At 41.6% G+C, this 18,817-nt stretch carries 9 protein-coding genes; all 9 read right to left on the bottom strand.

Going from position 1 to position 18,817, the window contains the following annotated elements; all coding sequences use genetic code 11:
• Window positions 1-98 precede the first annotated feature (98 nt).
• The 9 genes from KFO40_RS19295 to KFO40_RS19255 all read right to left on the bottom strand — a co-directional run bounded on the left by KFO40_RS19295 (window position 99) and on the right by KFO40_RS19255 (window position 18,779).
• The gene (locus KFO40_RS19295; protein ID WP_128859181.1) at window positions 99-4,115 is read right to left on the bottom strand and encodes a two-component regulator propeller domain-containing protein; all 4,017 of its coding nucleotides are present in this window, start codon (window positions 4,113-4,115) and stop codon (window positions 99-101) included.
• Between the two features lie 159 nt (window positions 4,116-4,274).
• The gene (locus KFO40_RS19290) at window positions 4,275-6,710 is read right to left on the bottom strand and encodes a glycosyl hydrolase family 95 catalytic domain-containing protein (protein WP_211146707.1); all 2,436 of its coding nucleotides are present in this window, start codon (window positions 6,708-6,710) and stop codon (window positions 4,275-4,277) included.
• A gap of 705 nt (window positions 6,711-7,415) precedes the next feature.
• A complete protein-coding gene (locus KFO40_RS19285) occupies window positions 7,416-9,953 on the bottom strand; it encodes a glycosyl hydrolase 115 family protein (protein WP_211146706.1) in 2,538 nt (845 codons plus the stop codon).
• A 508-nt stretch (window positions 9,954-10,461) separates the two neighbouring features.
• Complete coding sequence (gene murQ, locus KFO40_RS19280) at window positions 10,462-11,277, bottom strand: N-acetylmuramic acid 6-phosphate etherase (RefSeq protein ID WP_211146705.1); 816 nt, start codon at window positions 11,275-11,277, stop codon at window positions 10,462-10,464.
• A gap of 40 nt (window positions 11,278-11,317) precedes the next feature.
• Window positions 11,318-12,154 (bottom strand): ATPase, encoded by an 837-nt coding sequence (locus tag KFO40_RS19275; protein WP_008024377.1) that lies wholly within the window; start codon window positions 12,152-12,154, stop codon window positions 11,318-11,320.
• Window positions 12,155-12,167: 13 nt separating this feature from the next.
• Window positions 12,168-13,451 (bottom strand): MFS transporter, encoded by a 1,284-nt coding sequence (locus KFO40_RS19270; protein WP_195344722.1) that lies wholly within the window; start codon window positions 13,449-13,451, stop codon window positions 12,168-12,170.
• A gap of 14 nt (window positions 13,452-13,465) precedes the next feature.
• Window positions 13,466-14,824: a SpoIID/LytB domain-containing protein gene (locus tag KFO40_RS19265; protein WP_128859180.1), complete on the bottom strand. Its 1,359-nt coding sequence runs from the start codon at window positions 14,822-14,824 to the stop codon at window positions 13,466-13,468.
• Window positions 14,821-17,286, bottom strand: a complete 2,466-nt coding sequence (locus tag KFO40_RS19260) for a DUF4922 domain-containing protein (protein WP_128859179.1) — start codon at window positions 17,284-17,286, stop codon at window positions 14,821-14,823. Before KFO40_RS19260 ends, KFO40_RS19265 begins: the two co-directional genes overlap by 4 nt.
• Window positions 17,286-18,779: a sodium:solute symporter gene (locus tag KFO40_RS19255; RefSeq protein WP_118407382.1), complete on the bottom strand. Its 1,494-nt coding sequence runs from the start codon at window positions 18,777-18,779 to the stop codon at window positions 17,286-17,288. The genes KFO40_RS19260 and KFO40_RS19255 overlap by 1 nt, the downstream gene beginning before the upstream one ends.
• Between the last annotated feature and the right edge of the window lie 38 nt (window positions 18,780-18,817).

Genomic DNA, 18,817 nt, shown 5'->3' with positions numbered 1-18,817 from the left:
GCTTAAAGATACAAAAAAGGCAACTAACTCGCAATGAATTAGTTGCCTTAAATTTTATTATTTTAGGAATATCCCTAGGTAACTATAATTCTTGAAGATTATTCTTTCTTCCCCAACTGCTCTTTCATATACATTGAAGGCGGCATTCCATACAATTCTTTGAATGTTGTCGAGAAATTATTAGGATCAGTGAATCCTGTTAACATGGCTATCTCGGATATGGTATGCTGTTTTTCGGACAATAAACGAGCGGCTTCTTTTAAACGTATATTACGTATAAAGTCACGGGTTGTCTGGTTGGTGAGCTCCTTGAGTTTCCTGTGAAGATGTACGCGGCTGATACCTACTTCGGTGGTGATTGTCTCTATTGTCAAGTTAGGGTTACCGATGTTTTCATTGATCACTTTCATAATACGTTCCATCAATTTCTCATCGGGTGATTTCACTTCCAGTTTCTGAACCTTGTTCTCCAGATTTTGCTGGCCTGTAAATACTTTGCGTAACTGCTGCCGTGTATTAATCAGATTTTCTACCGTCTTTTGCAGAATTTCGATATTGAATGGCTTCATGATATAGGCGTCGGCTCCTGTATTCAGACCTTCAAGGTTGTCTTCTTCCCTCGTTTTCGCGGTAAGCAAAATGACTGGGATATGGTTGAGATTTACATTCTGCTTGATCTTCCGGCATAAGGTAAGTCCGTCCATTTCGGGCATCATGATGTCACTAATGACTAAATCCGGAGTCTTTTTAAATATTTGCTCTAATGCTTCTTTACCATTACGGCTTTCCATGATATGAAATTTGTCCCCAAACTCCTTCGCTATATAATTTCGGATTTCTTCGTCGTCTTCTACAACTAATACGCGATATTTAGTTTTTACCCTGACTTTCTTTTCTTCCTCATTTTCTATAATGGGAGAGATGACAGGAACAGTTGGTATGGTTACTGTTACCTTTTGCTCATTGTTGTCAACTTCTTCAGGTCGTAGATGCTTGTTACCCAACGGCAGCCGGATAATAAAACGGCAACCCGGTTGTTCTTTATTATTTTCTACATAGATAATTCCATGATGTAATTCCACTAATGAACGAGTAAGATGTAATCCTATTCCTGTTCCGCCTTTCGGATTCTGTTGGCTGTTACGGATCTGATAGAAACGTTCGAAGATATGTTCTTTTTCCTGTTCATCGATGCCTGTTCCGGTATCCGCGATAATTATTTCGGCATATTGTTTCAAGGGATCGGGCAGTGTATTATCTTCTCCCGTACGGATGGTAATATCTATGTTTCCTTTTTCAGGAGTAAACTTGAAGGCATTAGACAGAATATTCAGGATAATCTTATCAAAATTACCTGTGTCTACCCATACATTCAGTTCCCGGAGCGTACTGTGAAGTTGTAGTTGGATATTTTTTGTATTTGCCTGTTGACCGAAAGTTGTACATAAATCTTCTATAAAAGGAATAATATTGGTCTCCCGGAACATCAGGAACATTTGTCCTTTATCAATTTTCCGAATATCCATTAGTTGATTGACAAGATTCAGAATACGTTCCGCATTTCTGTAGATAATATGATATATTTTCAGGCGTTCATTGTTCTCCTCATTCTTAATCAGTTTCTGTAGAGGGCTGATGATTAGAGACATCGGAGTGCGTATTTCATGAGAGATGTTGATAAAGAACTGCAATTTTGCTTCATTGATTTGTTCGGCATGGATATGTTGCAGCATTTCCTGATGCATTCTGTACCGATGTCTGATCTGAAGAATAATGATAAATATAATGGTCAGTAATAATAAGGAGTAGATAACTTTGGCCCACCATGAAGCATACCATGCAGGAGATATAAAGATGGTAATTTCTTTTATATTTGAATACACAGTGTTGTCTTTTGCTCTGATTTTAAAGTTATAGGTACCGGGTTTCAGATTGCTGAATGAGATACGGTTTACACCTTTGGGCAAACTAATCCATTTTTCATCGTTGATAGAATAAAGGTAGTTGATGTGTTCGGGGGCATTTAATTCCAGAGTGGCAAACTCGATACTGAACACATTGTCTTTATGGGATAGATAAAACTCTTTAGCGTTGAATACAGGGCAGTTGATAATATTGTGAATACCGGATTTCATTCCTTTTCTAACCGGATTGTTATGCAGGAAAAAGTCGGTAATCCGGATATTCCATGTTTTTGCCGGATTGATAATGTCTTGCGGATTGAAATAGGTGATACCATTCATTCCGCCAAACCAGATAATACCTTGTTTATCTTTGAAGGAGGCATTCTTGTAGAACTCATTTCCCTGTAATCCGTCGCTGACATAATAATTGATAAATTTGTCGTTTTTCTTTTGGAATTGGGAAATTCCGGCATTGGTGCTTATCCAAAGAAAATCTTTTCCATCTCCTTGTATGGCATATATTGTATTACTGGGCAATCCGTCTGCAGTAGTATAAGTGGTTAGTTCTTTCGTATTTTTATTCCAACCGGATAATCCTTCGGAACTGCCCAACCAGACAACTCCTTCGTCATCTTCAAAGATTGAATAAATAACATTTTGTGAGAGTATCTTATGACTTTGAAAATCAGGACTGTCAAGGTCTATACAGTTGACGCCGTCATAAGTTCCGACATACAGTTTATTATCATCGGAATAGTGCAGGCAACCTATCCATTCGTTGATTAGAGATGTCTGAGATTGTACGGATGTAAATTCTTTCGTTTTCAGGTCATAGTAGAACAAACCGAATCCCATTGTCGCAATCCAGAGACGCTTGTTTTTATCTTCTGCGAAATCATATACACGTTGTATATAGTTGTTGTTCTTATCTACCAGTTTGTACTGGTAATCGCATAATCCTGTCTGTTTGTTCAGTTTTCCCATACCGTTGATAAAGGAGCCAATCCACATATTGTGTTCGGAGTCTTCATACAATTTAATAACAGTTGAGGGAACTGAATGAGGATGGGTGGTGTGTGAGAAATGTTTTGCCGGCTCCAATTTTTCTGTAAGGGCATAAATACCGTCGTTATCCGTTCCCACCCATAGAGTCCCGTTATTATCTTTGCAGAACGAAGTAATGCAACAGGATCCTATGCAATTTTTATCTGTTGATTTATGTCCGATATACTTAAAGCTGTTGGTGCGGGCTGGGATTAATATAACTCCTTTCTGGTAAACTGCTAACCATAAGTTACCCGAATTGTCCTTTAGGATGGAGTGTATTTTCGAGTTCCCCGAATCGAAATAATTATTGTCAAACTTGTATTCGGAGATTTCGTGTGTTCGGATATTATAAATGACTACTCCCTTGCCGTCAGTGCCGATATACAATTCATTGGGTATCCCGGAATAAAGGAAACAAACAGGAAGTTCGCCTTTCTCTTTCAAATCGATTGGAACAAAGGTTTTACGTTCTTTATCGTAAATGAATAGTCCTTTTCGTATACTTCCTACATAGATGTTGCCTCGTTGATCCTCACATATACTTTTGACGTATCCGTTGTCTTTAGACAAGTGTAACGTAAGCTGATTGTCGGGAGTGAGTTGATATACTCCTTCTTCCCCTTTTGCCATCCATACATTTTGTTTTTTATCTTCAAACAGGCTTCCGGGTGAAGTGACTGCAATATCGACTTTCCGGACAGTCAACAGATGGTCTTTGATGTCCAGCTTGCACAACACATTTCCGGATACCCATATCTCTCCGTTTTTTCGCTCGATGAAAGAATTAATGTTGCTTTCAAGCGTTTCTCCGGTATCTTCCAATTTGGCAAGTGGAGTAAAATTGTCCGTGGCCGGATCATACATTTGAATTCCTATATATGTGCCGATAAGCAAATGACCTTTGCTGTCTTCAAAAACAGTACGAACAAAATTGTGGGCTAACGAATGTTCGTTATTGGGCTCATGTTTGTATATGGTAAATTTAGCACCGTCATAACGGTTCAGACCATCTTCTGTTGCAATCCAAATGAAGCCGTTCCGGTCTTGATATATTTGATTAATCAGACTACTGGAGAGCTCTTTGTCAGTAGTGAATAACTTAGGAGATTGCCCGTTGCATAACAAAGAAAACAATAATAATAGAAAAGTCAATACATTTCTCATAGTCAATAGATCGTTGTTGGTAGTACAAAGAAAACTAAAAACCTACATATAACCTAATAAAAGATGAATATTTTCATTAGGCTCCGGGAGTACAATCGGATGTTGTAACATCGTTTGTAAATAATGTAACATGAGAAAAGATTTACCTCTCGTTATGTATTATTGTTTTCCTTCGGTTGTACTTACAATATAGGTTTTACCGGGCTTTGTTTCAATGTCATATTCATAAACCTTCTGCAGTTTGGGAGATTGCGCACTTACCCCTTTGGCTACAAGAGGTCGTTTGATAGGAGTGGTGGCGAATAATCTATTTGAGCACTCTTTCCCGTTTACTTGTTTTAAGCCTTTCCCTTTCAGTGGGACATAAGACCGGATGCGGAGCGTACCGCCTATATTCGATCGGATGATCGCTTTATTTAACACATTGTTTTTCCACTCCATATCGACAGTAAAGTTTCCACGTGCCACCAGCCCCTTCACACTTCCTTCTTCCCATGCATCAGGCAATGCTGGCAATAAATGTACGGCACCGTCATGACTTTGGAGCAACATTTCCGCTACTCCGGCTGTATAACCGAAATTACCGTCAATCTGGAAAGGCGGATGGGCATCCAGCATATTGGGATAGGTACGCCCGTTCGGATATTCTTTAGCCAAGTGATCGTTGGGCAATAGTTGAATCATATTTTTGATAATTTGGAAGGCATGGTTTCCATCCAGCATACGTGCCCAGAAATTGACTTTCCAGCCGATACTCCAACCGGTAGCCTTATCACCGCGTTGAAGCAATGTGTTTCTTGCTGCCTGGAATAACTCGGGATTCGAGTATGGAGAAATTTGATTACTCGGATATAGCCCGTACAAATGTGAAATATGACGGTGCTCGTCCTTGGGATTGTCAACATCTTCCAGCCATTCTTGTAGTTGGTTATGTTTTCCTATTTGCATAGGTGGCAACTTCTCTAGTGTTTGTTTGAGAGAATCTTGGAAAGAGGGGGCTTCGCCTGCGATGTATGAAGCCAATAAGGTATTATACAGCGCATCGAAAGCAATCTGATTGTCCATGGTGCAACCGGCCGTGATAGGTCCGTGTTCCGGCGACACAGAAGGCGACACTACCAACCATTTATACACTGGATGTTCTACCAAGAAATCCATGTAGAACTGCGCTGTTCCTTTCAGGATGGGATAGTACTCTTTCAGGAACTCTTTATTTCCTGTAAAGAGGTAATGTTGCCAGATATGTTGTGCTAACCAGGCTCCCCCACTAGGCCACATGCCGGCTGCAGCAAAGTCTACAACTCCGCAAATTCGCCATAAATCAGTATTATGATGCGCCATCCATCCCCTACAATCATACATGGTTCGGGCTGTTTCTGCTCCTGTGACGGATAAATCTTTCAACATAGAGAATAGCGGACTATGTGTTTCACTTAAATTAGTGACTTCTGCCGGCCAATAGTTCATTTCTGTATTAATGTTGATGGTGTATTTACTATCCCAAGGTGCATGTGTGCTGTTATTCCATATTCCTTGCAGATTAGCCGGTTGTCCACCCGGTTGCGAAGAAGAAATCAGTAAATAACGTCCATAATGGAAAAGTAGAGCTGCCATTGCCATGTCTTCCCCATTTCCGAAGTTTTCAATTCGTTTGGGAGTCTCCAGTTGGGAAGTTTTGCCTGTCGGTAATGTAAGGCGTACACGGTCAAATTGTTTTTTATAATAAGCGATATGGCTTTTGAGAGCTTTTTCGTAAGGTATTTGCATTGCTCTTTTCAGATATTCGCTGGTCCGTCGGGATTCATCGGCGCTGACATCCTGGTAGTTTACGTAGTTGGTTGCTGCCGATATATAAAGGGTGGCTTCTGTTCCTTCATTAATTTGGAGCGTATTTCCTGCCGGGCGGAGAGTGCCATGCGTTTTTACCTGGATTTGACATTCTGCCCGTAGTGCGGCTTTCAAACCTTCCTGCTCCTTCCCTTGACAGGTGACGGTCAGCTGATCATTCTGAACATTCACCTTATGTACTAGAGGGCAGTTATATGCAATAGTAAAGTTCAGTGCGTTTGCTTTACTTGCTTTGATATGCATAATAATGACATTATCAGTAAATGAAGCAAAAGTGGTGCGGGTATAAGTGACGTCATCCACTTGATAACGGGTAGTTGTCGTTGCATTCTCCAGATTCAGATCGCGGTAAAAGCCGGATGCGTTTTGGTGTTCCGGAAATTCCAGGTAAAGACTACCTAATGTCAGATAGCTCATTCCGTGTTGCTGGGTTAAGAAGTTGGCGTCAATGAGTCTTTGCGCTTCCTTGTTTCTCCCTTCAAAAATCAGTTTGCGTACAATCGGTAGCACATGTACGGCATTCGGGTTATTATTATTGTATGGAGAACCTGCCCAAAATGTTTCTTCGTTGAGTTGTAGTTCTTCGCGTTCGATTCCGCCATATACCATGGCTCCAAGACGGGAGTTGCCAATAGGGAGAGCTTCCGACCAATTTTGTGCAGGTTGACTATACCACAGTTTCAGGTCCTGTCCTGAAACAAGGTTGCTTATTAATAGGAATAATACAAAAAAAGTGTTTCTGTTCATATTGTATGGATTTGTAGCAAAGGTAGCTCATTTACCAATACAAAAGGCAAAAAACTGTTTCTGAAATCTACCTTGGAAGTAACTTCTTTCCATATTTATGTTACTAATATATATGTTGTATGTTCCAAATGATAAAATAATAACTGCCGGTTTCTTTTTGATTTATTATCAGCCTTGCCCTCTTGTCATATAGCTTATTTGCAGGCTGATTAAGTGGGAGGTATAAAAAGAGAAGCTGGTATAGTTGCGTTGGGATGCCGGTATCGTTCCATTAAAGTACCGGTATCATTAATTTCCCACGGCCGTGACAAGATCTTCCCACGGCCGTGGTAGGAACTCTTCACGGCTGTGGGAAGAAGCTACCACGGCCGTGAAGAATTAAGTATACCGGTATCCTGATCGAACAATAGTTATTGAATGATATAAGTATGCCGGTTGTATGACGGATGTTTAATGGAGGCTTTTCTTGAAAAGTAAGTAAAGCTGGATAGGAGATATGGGAGAGCAAAATCATAAAATAATAGGCTGACAATAAAACTTATAAAATGTTATTGTCAGCCTATTGTCAGGGCTTATTGTCAGCATCTAATGGATTGAAAATCATTTATCTAATGAATAGGAATGACGGCTGACAATAAGAACTGCAAAATTTATATGTAAATATAATCAGTGTGTAGTAATTGACTTGTTTCTACATGGATCTTTTTATCTATTATCTCTCTTGCTTTTCGATTCATTCATAAACAGATAAGATTTCTTGTAGCCTCCGTAGTCTACAACCAACTTTTCCAGCACGATGCCCGGATCAAGAGGTTTGAAAATTAGTGTCTGCATGCCGTCTGATGTATTCGGCACATTCAGTTTGACCTTTTTCTCGACGATACGTCTTGCAACTGTCGGATAGTATATGCTATACACATTTTCGGGAAGTTCATTCAAATTCTGATTGAAATTGATAGTCTGTTCCTTCGCCCCTTCGAATCCGATACTGTACTCATGTCCTTTCCGGTCGTGGAAAGCAAGAGTCGATTTCACTATCACGTGAACAGTCACTTTGTCGACTCCTTTAGGCAATTTTATTTTGTAGGAGATAGAAGCTCCGTCGGTCGGCTGGGTATAAGGCATCAGAGCCATGCCGCTAAGGGTTCGTCCCATGTAGGGGATCACTGTCCATTCCGTACTTGGTGCTGCTTTAGTGCTGTAATAGTGTTCGGCTTCCATAGCTACATATCCGTCTTGTCCGGTGAAGACGTATCCGCCGACAGCCTTTTCCGGATGCTTGATTCGGTAGGTTTGTGGTAGTGTATCAGCGGGGAAATTATCATTCCATGAGGTATAACCGATATGTTTCTGAATCATCATGTTCTTCCATTTACCGCCGGACATAACATTGTTATAATCGTCACTCAATGCTTTATCCCGTGCAAAAGCCTGTTCCACTTTATCTGCCCATTCGTTAGTTTGCGGATTGTTTTCTTTGTACAATTTATGGTTCATGGCTTGTGCATAATACATCTCGTACAGGTTTGCCATGGCTTGAACAGGGAAGAGGATTAATTGCTTGTAGGCATCTTTATATTCTGATTTCAATGATATGTATTGTCTCAAAGCTTCCGCTTCCAGTTTCAGATATTCATCAGATACTTGTTTCCATTCGCCGGTCTCCAGGTTATAAGTATTCCGGTCGAGCATTTCTCCCGTTACGCGACCGTTATATTTGCTGTACAGGTTTAAGATTCGCATAGCTTCATCCGCTTGATCTTCGCCAAACTGCTGTGCGCAGAAACGACGGGGATGGTCCAGCAAGTTGGAGACGTTGAATTGCTTGGGATTCCATGCCATATCCATGAAGAGCGTGATCGGATATTCCATTGGTTTCAAATCGCCTACATTCAGTATCCACAGCTTTTCTACTCCGTAATCGTATGTGAGTTGAAGTTGCTCCCACATATTTTGTATAGGGGTTACGTTCAGCCATTTGGAGTTTCTCGGAGCACCTACGTAGTCTACATGGTAATACATGCCCCAACCGCCCGGATGCTTACGTTCCTTGGCATTTGGCAGACGGCATACATTGCCCCAATTGTCATCACATAATAGCATGATAACATCATCGGGCACACGCATACCTTTATCATAGTAATCCAGTACTTCTTTGTATAGTGCCCAGACTTGCGGGGTTTCTTTGGCAGGACGTTTAGTCACCTTTTCAATAATTCTGCGTTGGTTCTTTACTATGTCTTCCAGTAGTTTCACGTTGGTGTTTTCGCTCATGGCTGCGTCACCGTCTCCGCGCATACCGATGGTTACGATATCTTCTGTGCCCTGCATCCGTTCGATACCTTCACGGAAAAACTGATCGATCACTTTTTTGTTAGTTGTATAATCCCATGCACCATATTCTTTGCGCTTGCGTGACCATTCCTGATGGTTGCGTGCCATCGGTTCGTGGTGGGACGTGCCGATAATGACTCCCATTTCATCAGCAGTCTTACTATTCTCCGGGTCGTCTGCATAGAAAGCCCAACTCCACATGGCAGGCCAAAGAAAATTACCTTTCAGGCGTAATATCAGTTCGTAAACTTGTGTATAAAAACGGTGGTCACCGTAGTTTGTGCCGTAGGTTTGTTTTACCCAACCAGTCAGACAGGGCGCTTCATCATTCAGGAAGATACCGCGGTAGGTCACCGCAGGTTCTCCGTCTGTATACTGTCCCGGCTTTACATATACATTCTGTTGCTTTCGGATAGGGACGTCTGCCCACCAATACCAGGGAGATACCCCCATTTGTTCGGAAAGTTCATAGATACCATAGATCGTACCGCGTCTGTCGCTGCCGATGATAACCACTGCTTCATCTACTCCTTCACAGGGATTAGTGACAACTTGCAGGATATATTTCTCATTTTTCCCTTCCAGCTCTTTTTTATCTATTTTGTTTGCAGCTATCAGTTTTTTTACAAAAGGAGTATTATAGGTACCTACAATGACACATCGCTTGGCTTTTGCGCTTGTCAGCGACTCGGGCTTCGTTCCGCATATTTGTAGGATGTCTTGCCTGAGATTGTCGACAGCTATCAATACCCCTTTGTTTTCGGAAGGGTCCACATATACCGGACAAGGAACTCCTTGGGATATCAACGGAAAATGATTATCGGTCGGTGTGAATACTACGAATTGTTCAGCGGCAAATGCTGCTATACTCATAACAGAGAGGTAGAAGAATAGAAATAATCTTTTCATGGTTTCAATATTTAATAATTTGTTGTTAATCATTGATCTTACGTTTCACTGTAACCGGATATTCTACTTTGTAGATAATTGGTAATTGAAAAGTATATAACAGCAGGCTCAAAATGATGCAAATATCCTTCTTCATAAATACTATATTTAATGAAATTATCTTCTTTGTGTCTTTAATTCCAAAAATGGTTTATTTTTTGTCTGTACTGTGACACGATGCAAAGATAGTTGGTATTGATAAGAACGGGCTTTGGGTATGTTTCAATTATTTATACTGTTGATACCAATTTGCTTTTTCTTGAAGTTTTTTCTTCGGAGATAAAATGAAGAAGTGTGAACAAACCGGTTTGTTCAATAAATGTTTTTGATTTTGTTTCAAAATCTTTTTGTATTGTATCTATGAGGCTGTCGGATGAATAATGATGGTTAATGTGTCATATTCCGTATTAATAAGATTGGTATGTGATGCGTATAATATAAGTTGGTTAAACAAGAGTAAGTAGAGATTTTAATGATCTTGAGAATATCGGTAAGCGTCAATTGCATTCTTAACCGAACCATGTAACAGTAACAATTTTTGTGCATGGTCATGATTTAATCCTAGTTCCTCCATAATCATCCTGGTGCCTCTTTCTACCAGTTTATGATTACTAAGCTGCATATTTACCATCTTATTTCCTTTCACCCGTCCAAGTTGAATCATCACCGACGTACTAATCATATTCAGAATCATTTTCTGTCCGGTGCCTGATTTCATCCGGGAACTGCCTATCACATATTCCGGCCCTACAATCATTTCGATGGCGACATCCGCTTCTGCTGCCATTGGAGAATCGGGATTACTGGTGATACAACCTGTCAGGACACCGTGTTTACGGGCTTCCCGTAAAGCACCGATTACGTACGGGGTAGTGCCGGAAGCGGCAATGCCGATAACGGTGTCTTTTTCGTTGATCTGGTGTTCGACGAGTTCTTCCCAACCTCGATTTTCATCATCTTCGGCTCCTTCTACCGGATTGCGCAGGGCTGTATCGCCTCCTGCAATCAGTCCGATAATCCAGTTGGGAGACATTCCGAAAGTAGGAGGGATTTCGGAAGCATCCAATACTCCCAGGCGACCGCTTGTGCCGGCCCCCATATAAAAGATGCGTCCGCCTTGTTTCATGCGGGGTACAATCTGATTGACAAGCTCTTCAATTTGTGGAATAGCCTTTTGTACGGCTAACGCTACTTTCTGATCTTCCTGGTTGATATCTTCTAAGATCTCTCGCACAGATTTCTTTTCCAGATGATCGTAAAAGGACGGTTGTTCGGTTATCTGCATTTTTATAATTACTGGTTATAAATTACAATAGGTAAAAGAATTATTGTTGATGGTATTGAATCAGCCCTTCCATCGGACTTTGAAGAATCTTACCGATCTGAATACCTGTTGTTTGCGCAGCCTCCTGCAAAATCTCCTTGTAACAGTGAGCTACGGAACCAATAAAATGTACTGGATATTGCTTATAATCATATTGCATCACGTTTCTGCGGAGAAAAGCGATAAAGCTGTTGAGTACTAGTGAACGGATAGCCGGTTCTTCCAAGTGCTGTGCAAGGAAAGGGGAGAGACTAGCCAGAAAACGGTTCGGAAAGGGTTGGCGGTAAACGCGGTCGATGATTTCGGGGGCCGTCAGGTCGAACTGTTTTAAGAAAGCTTCTTTGATGGCGGGTGGAAGCTGGTTTTTCAGTACATCGCCTACCAGTAGTTTTCCTAAGACTGCGCCGCTTCCTTCATCTCCCAGGATGAATCCAAGAGGGGAGATGTTGTTGACAATCTCTTCACCGTTGTAGAAACAGGAATTGGAACCTGTGCCGAGGATGCAGGCAATCCCTGCTTCATGTCCGCATAGTCCGCGGGCAGCGGCAAGCATATCCGAGTTGGCTTTGATATTTCCGATGACAGGCAGGCTGTCGGCGATGGCCCGCCGGAGGACGGGAGCCTTTTCGGGAGTGCAGCCTGCACCATAAAAAAAGACGGAGTTGATCGTTCCTTCCGGTAGTTGTGGCAGAAGGGAATGTGTCAGCTCTTGTTGAATTTCTTCTTCTGATTGGAAGAAGGGATTAATTCCCTTCGTTCCCATTCGTTTGATTGGGGTGTCGTTGAAAACGATGCACCAGTCGGTTTTTGTAGAACCACTATCTGCAATGAGTATCATATCTTTGAGTTTTTTATTGTTTCTTTCCGAAAGAATCCTCCAGTCGGTTGCGAATCATTAATGAGGCGACGATACCGGGTAGGGTACAAATACAAACCCAGATAAAGAAGTTTGTGTATCCGAGATGTTCCTGTATCCATCCGGCAGGCATACCGGGAATCATCATGCCTAGTGCCATAAATCCGGTTCCGATAGCATAGTGCGCCGTTTTGTGTTCACCTTCTGCTATATAAATCAGATATAGCATATAAGCGGTAAAACCGAAACCATACCCCAACTGTTCGATCGCTACACAAATGGCTATAAATATAGGATTGTCCGGGGTGGCGGCAGCCATCCATACATATAATAGATCGGGAATGTTGATGGCTAATGCCATGGGTAATATCCATTTCTTGAATCCGTCACGGGAAACGAGGAAACCACTAATGATTCCACCGAGCAATAAAGCTATGACACCTATCGTGCCGTAGATCATTCCGACAGTTGCTGTGGATAAACCCAGTCCACCTTTATCGGTCGTGTCGAGCAGGAAAGGAGAAGCTATTTTGGCTAACTGTGATTCTCCCAACCGGTAGGTGAGGAGGAAAAAGAACATGAGACCGAGGTTCTTTTTCTGAAAGAATGTGACAAAGGTCAGGAGGAAATCTCCCAACAACTTACCCGGTGTGAGTCCGGGACGTTTAATGTCCGAATCAGGATGGGGGAGGATAAGCCGATGATAGATAGTAAGAGTCAGAAATAATCCGGCAAGGAGGTAGAATGTAATACTCCATGCTAAGGGAATATTGTTCTGTGATGTTTCCAGCCATCCTGCCAGCATGACTAGAATTCCCTGCCCGAAAATATTGGCAAGCCGATAAAACGTATTTCGAATACCGACAAAGAAAGATTGTTCTTTATTATTGAGCCCGAGCATATAGAAACCGTCTGCAGCGATGTCATGCGTAGCGGAACTGAACGCCAACAACCAGAAAAAAGCAAGAGTCAACTGTACATAATGAGCCGTCGGAATAAAGAAGGCTATCCCTGCAAATCCGGCAGCGATGAAACCTTGCATGGCAATAATCCAGGCGCGTTTCGTTTTCACCAGGTCGACGAAAGGACTCCATAGCGGTTTGATAGTCCAGGGAAGATAGAGCCAGGAAGTATATAAGGCTATTTCCGTATTGGATAATCCCAAACGCTTGTACATGATAACAGCAATCGTCATTACCGCTACGTATGGCAGCCCTTCTGCGAAGTAGAGGGTGGGTATCCAGCTCCAGGGATTTCTTTTTGTAGTGGGTGTTGTCATGGTATTATTCTTTTTTATTGATATTGTTTTTCGAGTGTACTGCCGGGGTAATAGTGAGACAGTATTTCTTCATATTTGTAACCTTGCTCTCCCATTACGGCAGCACCAATCTGGCAAAGTCCTACTCCATGCCCCCATCCGGCTCCGGTAAGGATGAATCGTGAAGGGATTTTATCCTCTTTATGTCCTTTTTCCTCATATTCCTTGTCTACTACGAAGGCGGAACTATACAGATGAGAAGTAGATAAGGTACGGCGTATTTCCAACTCTTTTCCAATGATGAGTGTCTGTAAGGTTCCTACAATCTTTAGTCGGACAAGACGTCCGGATGTTCCCCGTTCTATAGGAATTAAATCCAGAATTTGTCCGAAGTCAATTCCCGAACGTTGATGAATCAGTGTTGAAAGTTCTTGTTGGGTATAACTGACTTTCCAACGATAGAAGTCTGCTGTTTCCTGATCGTAGTTGTTTAGTACTTGGCTTAGAATTTTCTTATCCTGCGTATTACAAAAAGCAACAGGTGAGGTACGTATCCATTTATCAGCTTCCGCCTCTATGTTCAAATCGGGAAGTTGTTTTTCAGTCTTGCTATCCCGTTGTCTGATTAGATAAGGATGCTTTACGTTTTCCCAACAATTTTGGAACTCTTCAAAAGCTCCGCCACAACATTTAGAGAAACGGGCATCACAAATCGCTCCTTTATACATCAGCACTTCCCCCCGCGTGGCGGAGACTGCTTCGATGGCTTGTGGTGTTGAGGCTCGTGTAATTCCCTGATAACGCTGGCAATGATCATCGGCACATACATCGAAATTTCTATGTGCTTCATGGTCATACCACTTAATAAATGAAGAATTAGGAATGAAGAATGAAGAATTGGCTGCGCTGTCTTTTTGCAAAGTTCTTTTAAATTCTTCATTCTTCATTCTTAATTCTTTATTTTTTTCGAGTAACCAGCTTCGGGAGATGACGGCGTGAGCCTTTAGTAGCTCTAAAGAAGCTGTTGCGCTCATTTCGGATGAAATTACACTGGTAAGATATTCTTCAATGGAAATCACATTGATGGCGGTTAGTTGTTCTCCTTCGATGATAATCTTTAATTCCCCTTTGAATTTCTGGACTTCTTTGCGTTCCCAATGGAAGTTGATTCCGATGGTTACATCTTTCAGTTCAAAGAAAGCATGTGCACCTTGTTGGGGAGTGAAAGATAATTCATTATATTCTTTCCCTTGCCAATGAATCTTCCTATCCTGATAAATAACTTTCTGTGTCCCGGAAATTTCCGTTCCGACAGAAGAATTAAATTTTTCCGGGAAAGAGAATTCAATCTCTTTCCCGGAAAGAATGCCAACTGCTATTTGAGGCTCTGTCATAAGGCGGCTTTAATGCGTTCTATTATTTCTTGTAGCTTTTCTTTAGATATCGATACTTCCCGATAGATATCATATACCTTTTCAGGAGTCAGTTTCTCCATATCCTCTTCACGTACTATAGGGAATATGCCGTTCATTTCAGCAATAGCAGGACTGATGAGAATTTGTTCGTCTCCTTTTGCGTAATAGCAGTCAGGACGATGTTTGCTGCGTAAGAAGATAATACAATTGTAAGGGTGTTCGGCCACTGATTCAAATTCTTCTTCGTAGCGCTCTCTAAAATCCTCTTTGGTGCGTTCCAAACCATACCAGGCAAGAATATTCATCATTGGTTCTTTTCCGTTATTATTGGCAGCTAAGATGTCGTAAATCAGATGAAAGGTTTTCGACATTGTTTTCTTATTTTTCGCCTGAATCCTGATGAAACTGTACGGGAAATCTTCATAACTAATTCGCACCTTGTCGTTATCTATTAAATCTATGTGATCGTAATATGATCCCTGCATACTTTCCTCTTTACTGCAAGCTTGAAAATGGGCATGATCGGGAGCGGAAGCTCCACATTCCGGTCCATTATACAAAAGGAAGTATTCTTCCATAATGTCGGTGAATTCTATCATATCTTTAAAACGCCCGACTATGGATTGTGACTTGTGTTCCTTATCTACAATTGTAAAGTGGTGTTTAAATATGGGATAGGGATTAACCAGTATCTGATAATTCCTGTAACTGATGAACTCTTGTTCCTGCGGTCGGTTTGTTTGGCAGAGGAAGCAAGGCCGTGAGTGAATGGAGGCAGTATCTGTCTGTGCGGTAGCCGAAAGAATACGTTTCGGATTAAAGAATAGTTTCGCACTTAAACAATTGTTACCAAACCATTTGGATATTTTTTTTGTTCGTGACCGATACTGTTCCAGTGCTTGGTAATTTTCTTTGGCTAGTTCCCAAGAAAGAGTTTGCTTTTGGAATAACTGTTCGATACTTTGCTGAATTTTCTCTAATGTCGTTTTTTGTTGCAGGATGCGCTGTTCCAATTCCCACGTACGAAGCCGGTCTTTATATAGATTATTCTGGTTGATTTTCTCAACAGGCAGTGCAGCATCCGAGTTGCCTTCCCAACGGCGACAAAGGTAAATCACGTCGTATATTCTGCCTATCTGATAATCGTGTGAAATTTTCAATCCAAGGGCATAATCTTCTCCATAGCTTGTGTTCGGGACTTTGATTTCCCGAAGAATGGGCGTGTAGAATGCACGGGGAGCTCCCAGACCGTTGATACGTAATGCATTATTTCGTCCGTTGTCGGGCGTCCATTCCTTATGATCGATGATGCCGGGGGCAATTTCCTGCATATCAAAGTTAGTCATCATATAAGTGCCGATTACCATTGCACATTTCTGTTTATAGAAAGTATCAATGATGATTTGCAGGCTATGTTCGTCTTTATACACGTCATCGCTATCAAGTTGGACGGCAAACTTTCCACATTTCTCGTGATGGATACCTATGTTCCAACATCCGCCTATACCGAGGTCATTTCTTTCGGGAATGACGTGAATCAGGCGCTTGTTCGAACTAAGTTCACGGAGAACTTCACTGGTCCCGTCTGTCGAATGATTGTCGATGACAATGACATTGAACGGAAAGGTCGTTTGCTGGTTCAGTGCCGAGCGTACGGCATCTTTGACTGTACGAATACGGTTGCGTACGGGTATAATGACAGAAGCTTCATACTCAAAAGTGTGGGAAGAAAAGTCTACAGGACGGAAGATAGGATAAAGATATCCGCCAATTTCCTTCAAATGGTTGGTGCATGCCTGTTCCATTTCGATCTGTACCTGACGGTTTTTAGGGTCTACATAATCGAACTGCTTCTCACCGCTTTTCCGCTTGTCACTTTCTACTTCGGTATATAGATATTCGTTGATATGTACCAGTTTGCTCTTTTGGGATATTTTGAGTCTCAAATCATACAAGCCTGCATATTGATATTCCTCTTCCGTATTTTCTATAACTTCCTTGAATGCGTTGGCATTGAACAGTAAAACCGAGCCGAAATTGAAGTCGTCACGCAGGCTACCGGGTTGGTAATCAATGACCGGAGCTGTTTTTTGCACACCGTCTATCTGTTGGTAATGGTCTGCATATACCATGCCAGCTTGGGTCATTTCCATTACTTGAACCATTCTTTCAAGAGCGAACATGCCTATTTTTAGTGCAGTGTATTTGGTATAGAGCAAGGTATATGTTTTATCAGAATGTTCTGCAATAGCTCGCATCGCTTGTGTAGACTGCATTTTCTCTACAGAGATGAGTTCGCATCCGGGAATACAGACATTGGTAATTGGCGATGCTAATAAATAAATTTTGTCTACCAGCGTCGATGCACGTAACTCCTTAACTGTTTGCATAGTTTCTTCCAACCGGCTGAAAGGAAGAAAACAGTTGATTGTTGTTTTCATTATTTTACTTCTTGTTTTGTAGTATGAGTTGTGTAAGATGTTTCTTTGTCTTGTTTTTTGATGAACAAACAAAGTCCAAGGAATGTGAACAGGGCATTGATTATCAACAACTCGTAACTAATTTGGTAACCGTTGAGCCATGCTTCCGAATTTCTTTGCAGGATATAGCAAAGAATAGGAGAAGCGATAGCTACCAACGGAATATATTTATCATAAACTTGTTTCTTGGTGAAGATGCCGAAAGCGAACAGTCCTAAGATAGGGCCATACGTATAACTGGCCAATGTGTAAATCGCATCAATCACACTGGTGTTGTTCAGCAGATTGAATACGAAAATGACTGCTCCCATCACAACTGCCATACCGATATGTACATGTTTGCGTATTTGGCTAAGTGCCGCCTCTCCTTTTTTCTGTGCATGTAAAATATCTACAGTAAAGGAAGTGGTCAGTGCCGTCAAGGCAGAACCCGCTGCAGAATAGGCGGAGGCTATCAGTCCGATAATGAATAATATTCCGACTATGCCGGGAAAATAATTTCCGGTAGCAATCATCGGAAACAACTCGTCGCTTTTTTCCGGATTCCCAATGCCTTGTTGTGCTGTAAACGTATATAATAGTACTCCCAGCATCAGAAAAAGCAGAATGACAAAGAATTGTGAGATACCGCTTGTAATCATATTCTTTTGAGAATCCCGGAAATTCTTGCAACTAAGATTGCGTTGCATCATATCCTGGTCGAGCCCGTTCATGGCAATGACAGTGAACACTCCTGCCAGGAACTGTTTGAAGAAATAGCGTTTGTCGTTCACGTCGTCAAAAAAGAATGTCTTGGAAAAGTCACTATCTGATATGGTAGTAACCAGGCCGCTAAAGTTGAGGTGCAAGTTGGAGGCTATATAATAGATACATAGTACCACAGAGACTACCAGGCAGAATGTTTTCAATACATCCGTCCAAATCAATGATTTCACTCCGCCCCGGAAAGTATAGAGCCATACTATAAATACGGTAAGCATGACATTCAACAGGAAAGGAAGATGGAAAGGCTCGAAGATCAGCAGTTGCAGCGTCAGGCATACCAGAAATAGTCGAACGGCAGCTCCCAGCATCTTTGAGATAAAGAAGAACCATGCTCCTGTTTTATAGGATGAAGCTCCGAATCTGTTCTCCAAATATTCATAGATAGAAACCAGATTCATCCGATAGAACAGTGGAACAAGCACAAAGGCGATAATAAACTGTCCGACTATAAAGCCGAGTACCATTTGCAGATAAGAGAAACTACTGGCTTGTACCATGCCCGGAACAGATACAAAAGTAACTCCCGAAATGGTGGAACCAATCATGGCAAAAGCAACAACATACCATGCCGATTTACGGTTTCCTACGAAGAACCCTTCATTGTCAGCTTTGCGTCCTGCTATATAAGAGATAGTGAACAGGATTATAAAGTATGCCACAATAGTGATAGATATAACGGCTGGACTCATATCTGCTATTTAAATTCGTTTGAGGATGAATGATCCGA

Source organism: Bacteroides sp. 1001302B_160321_D4 (genome assembly GCF_015667765.1).
Lineage (GTDB): Bacteria > Bacteroidota > Bacteroidia > Bacteroidales > Bacteroidaceae > Bacteroides > Bacteroides xylanisolvens.
Note: the sequence above shows the minus strand (reverse complement) of the source record. Positions and strands in the feature narration are given on the sequence as shown.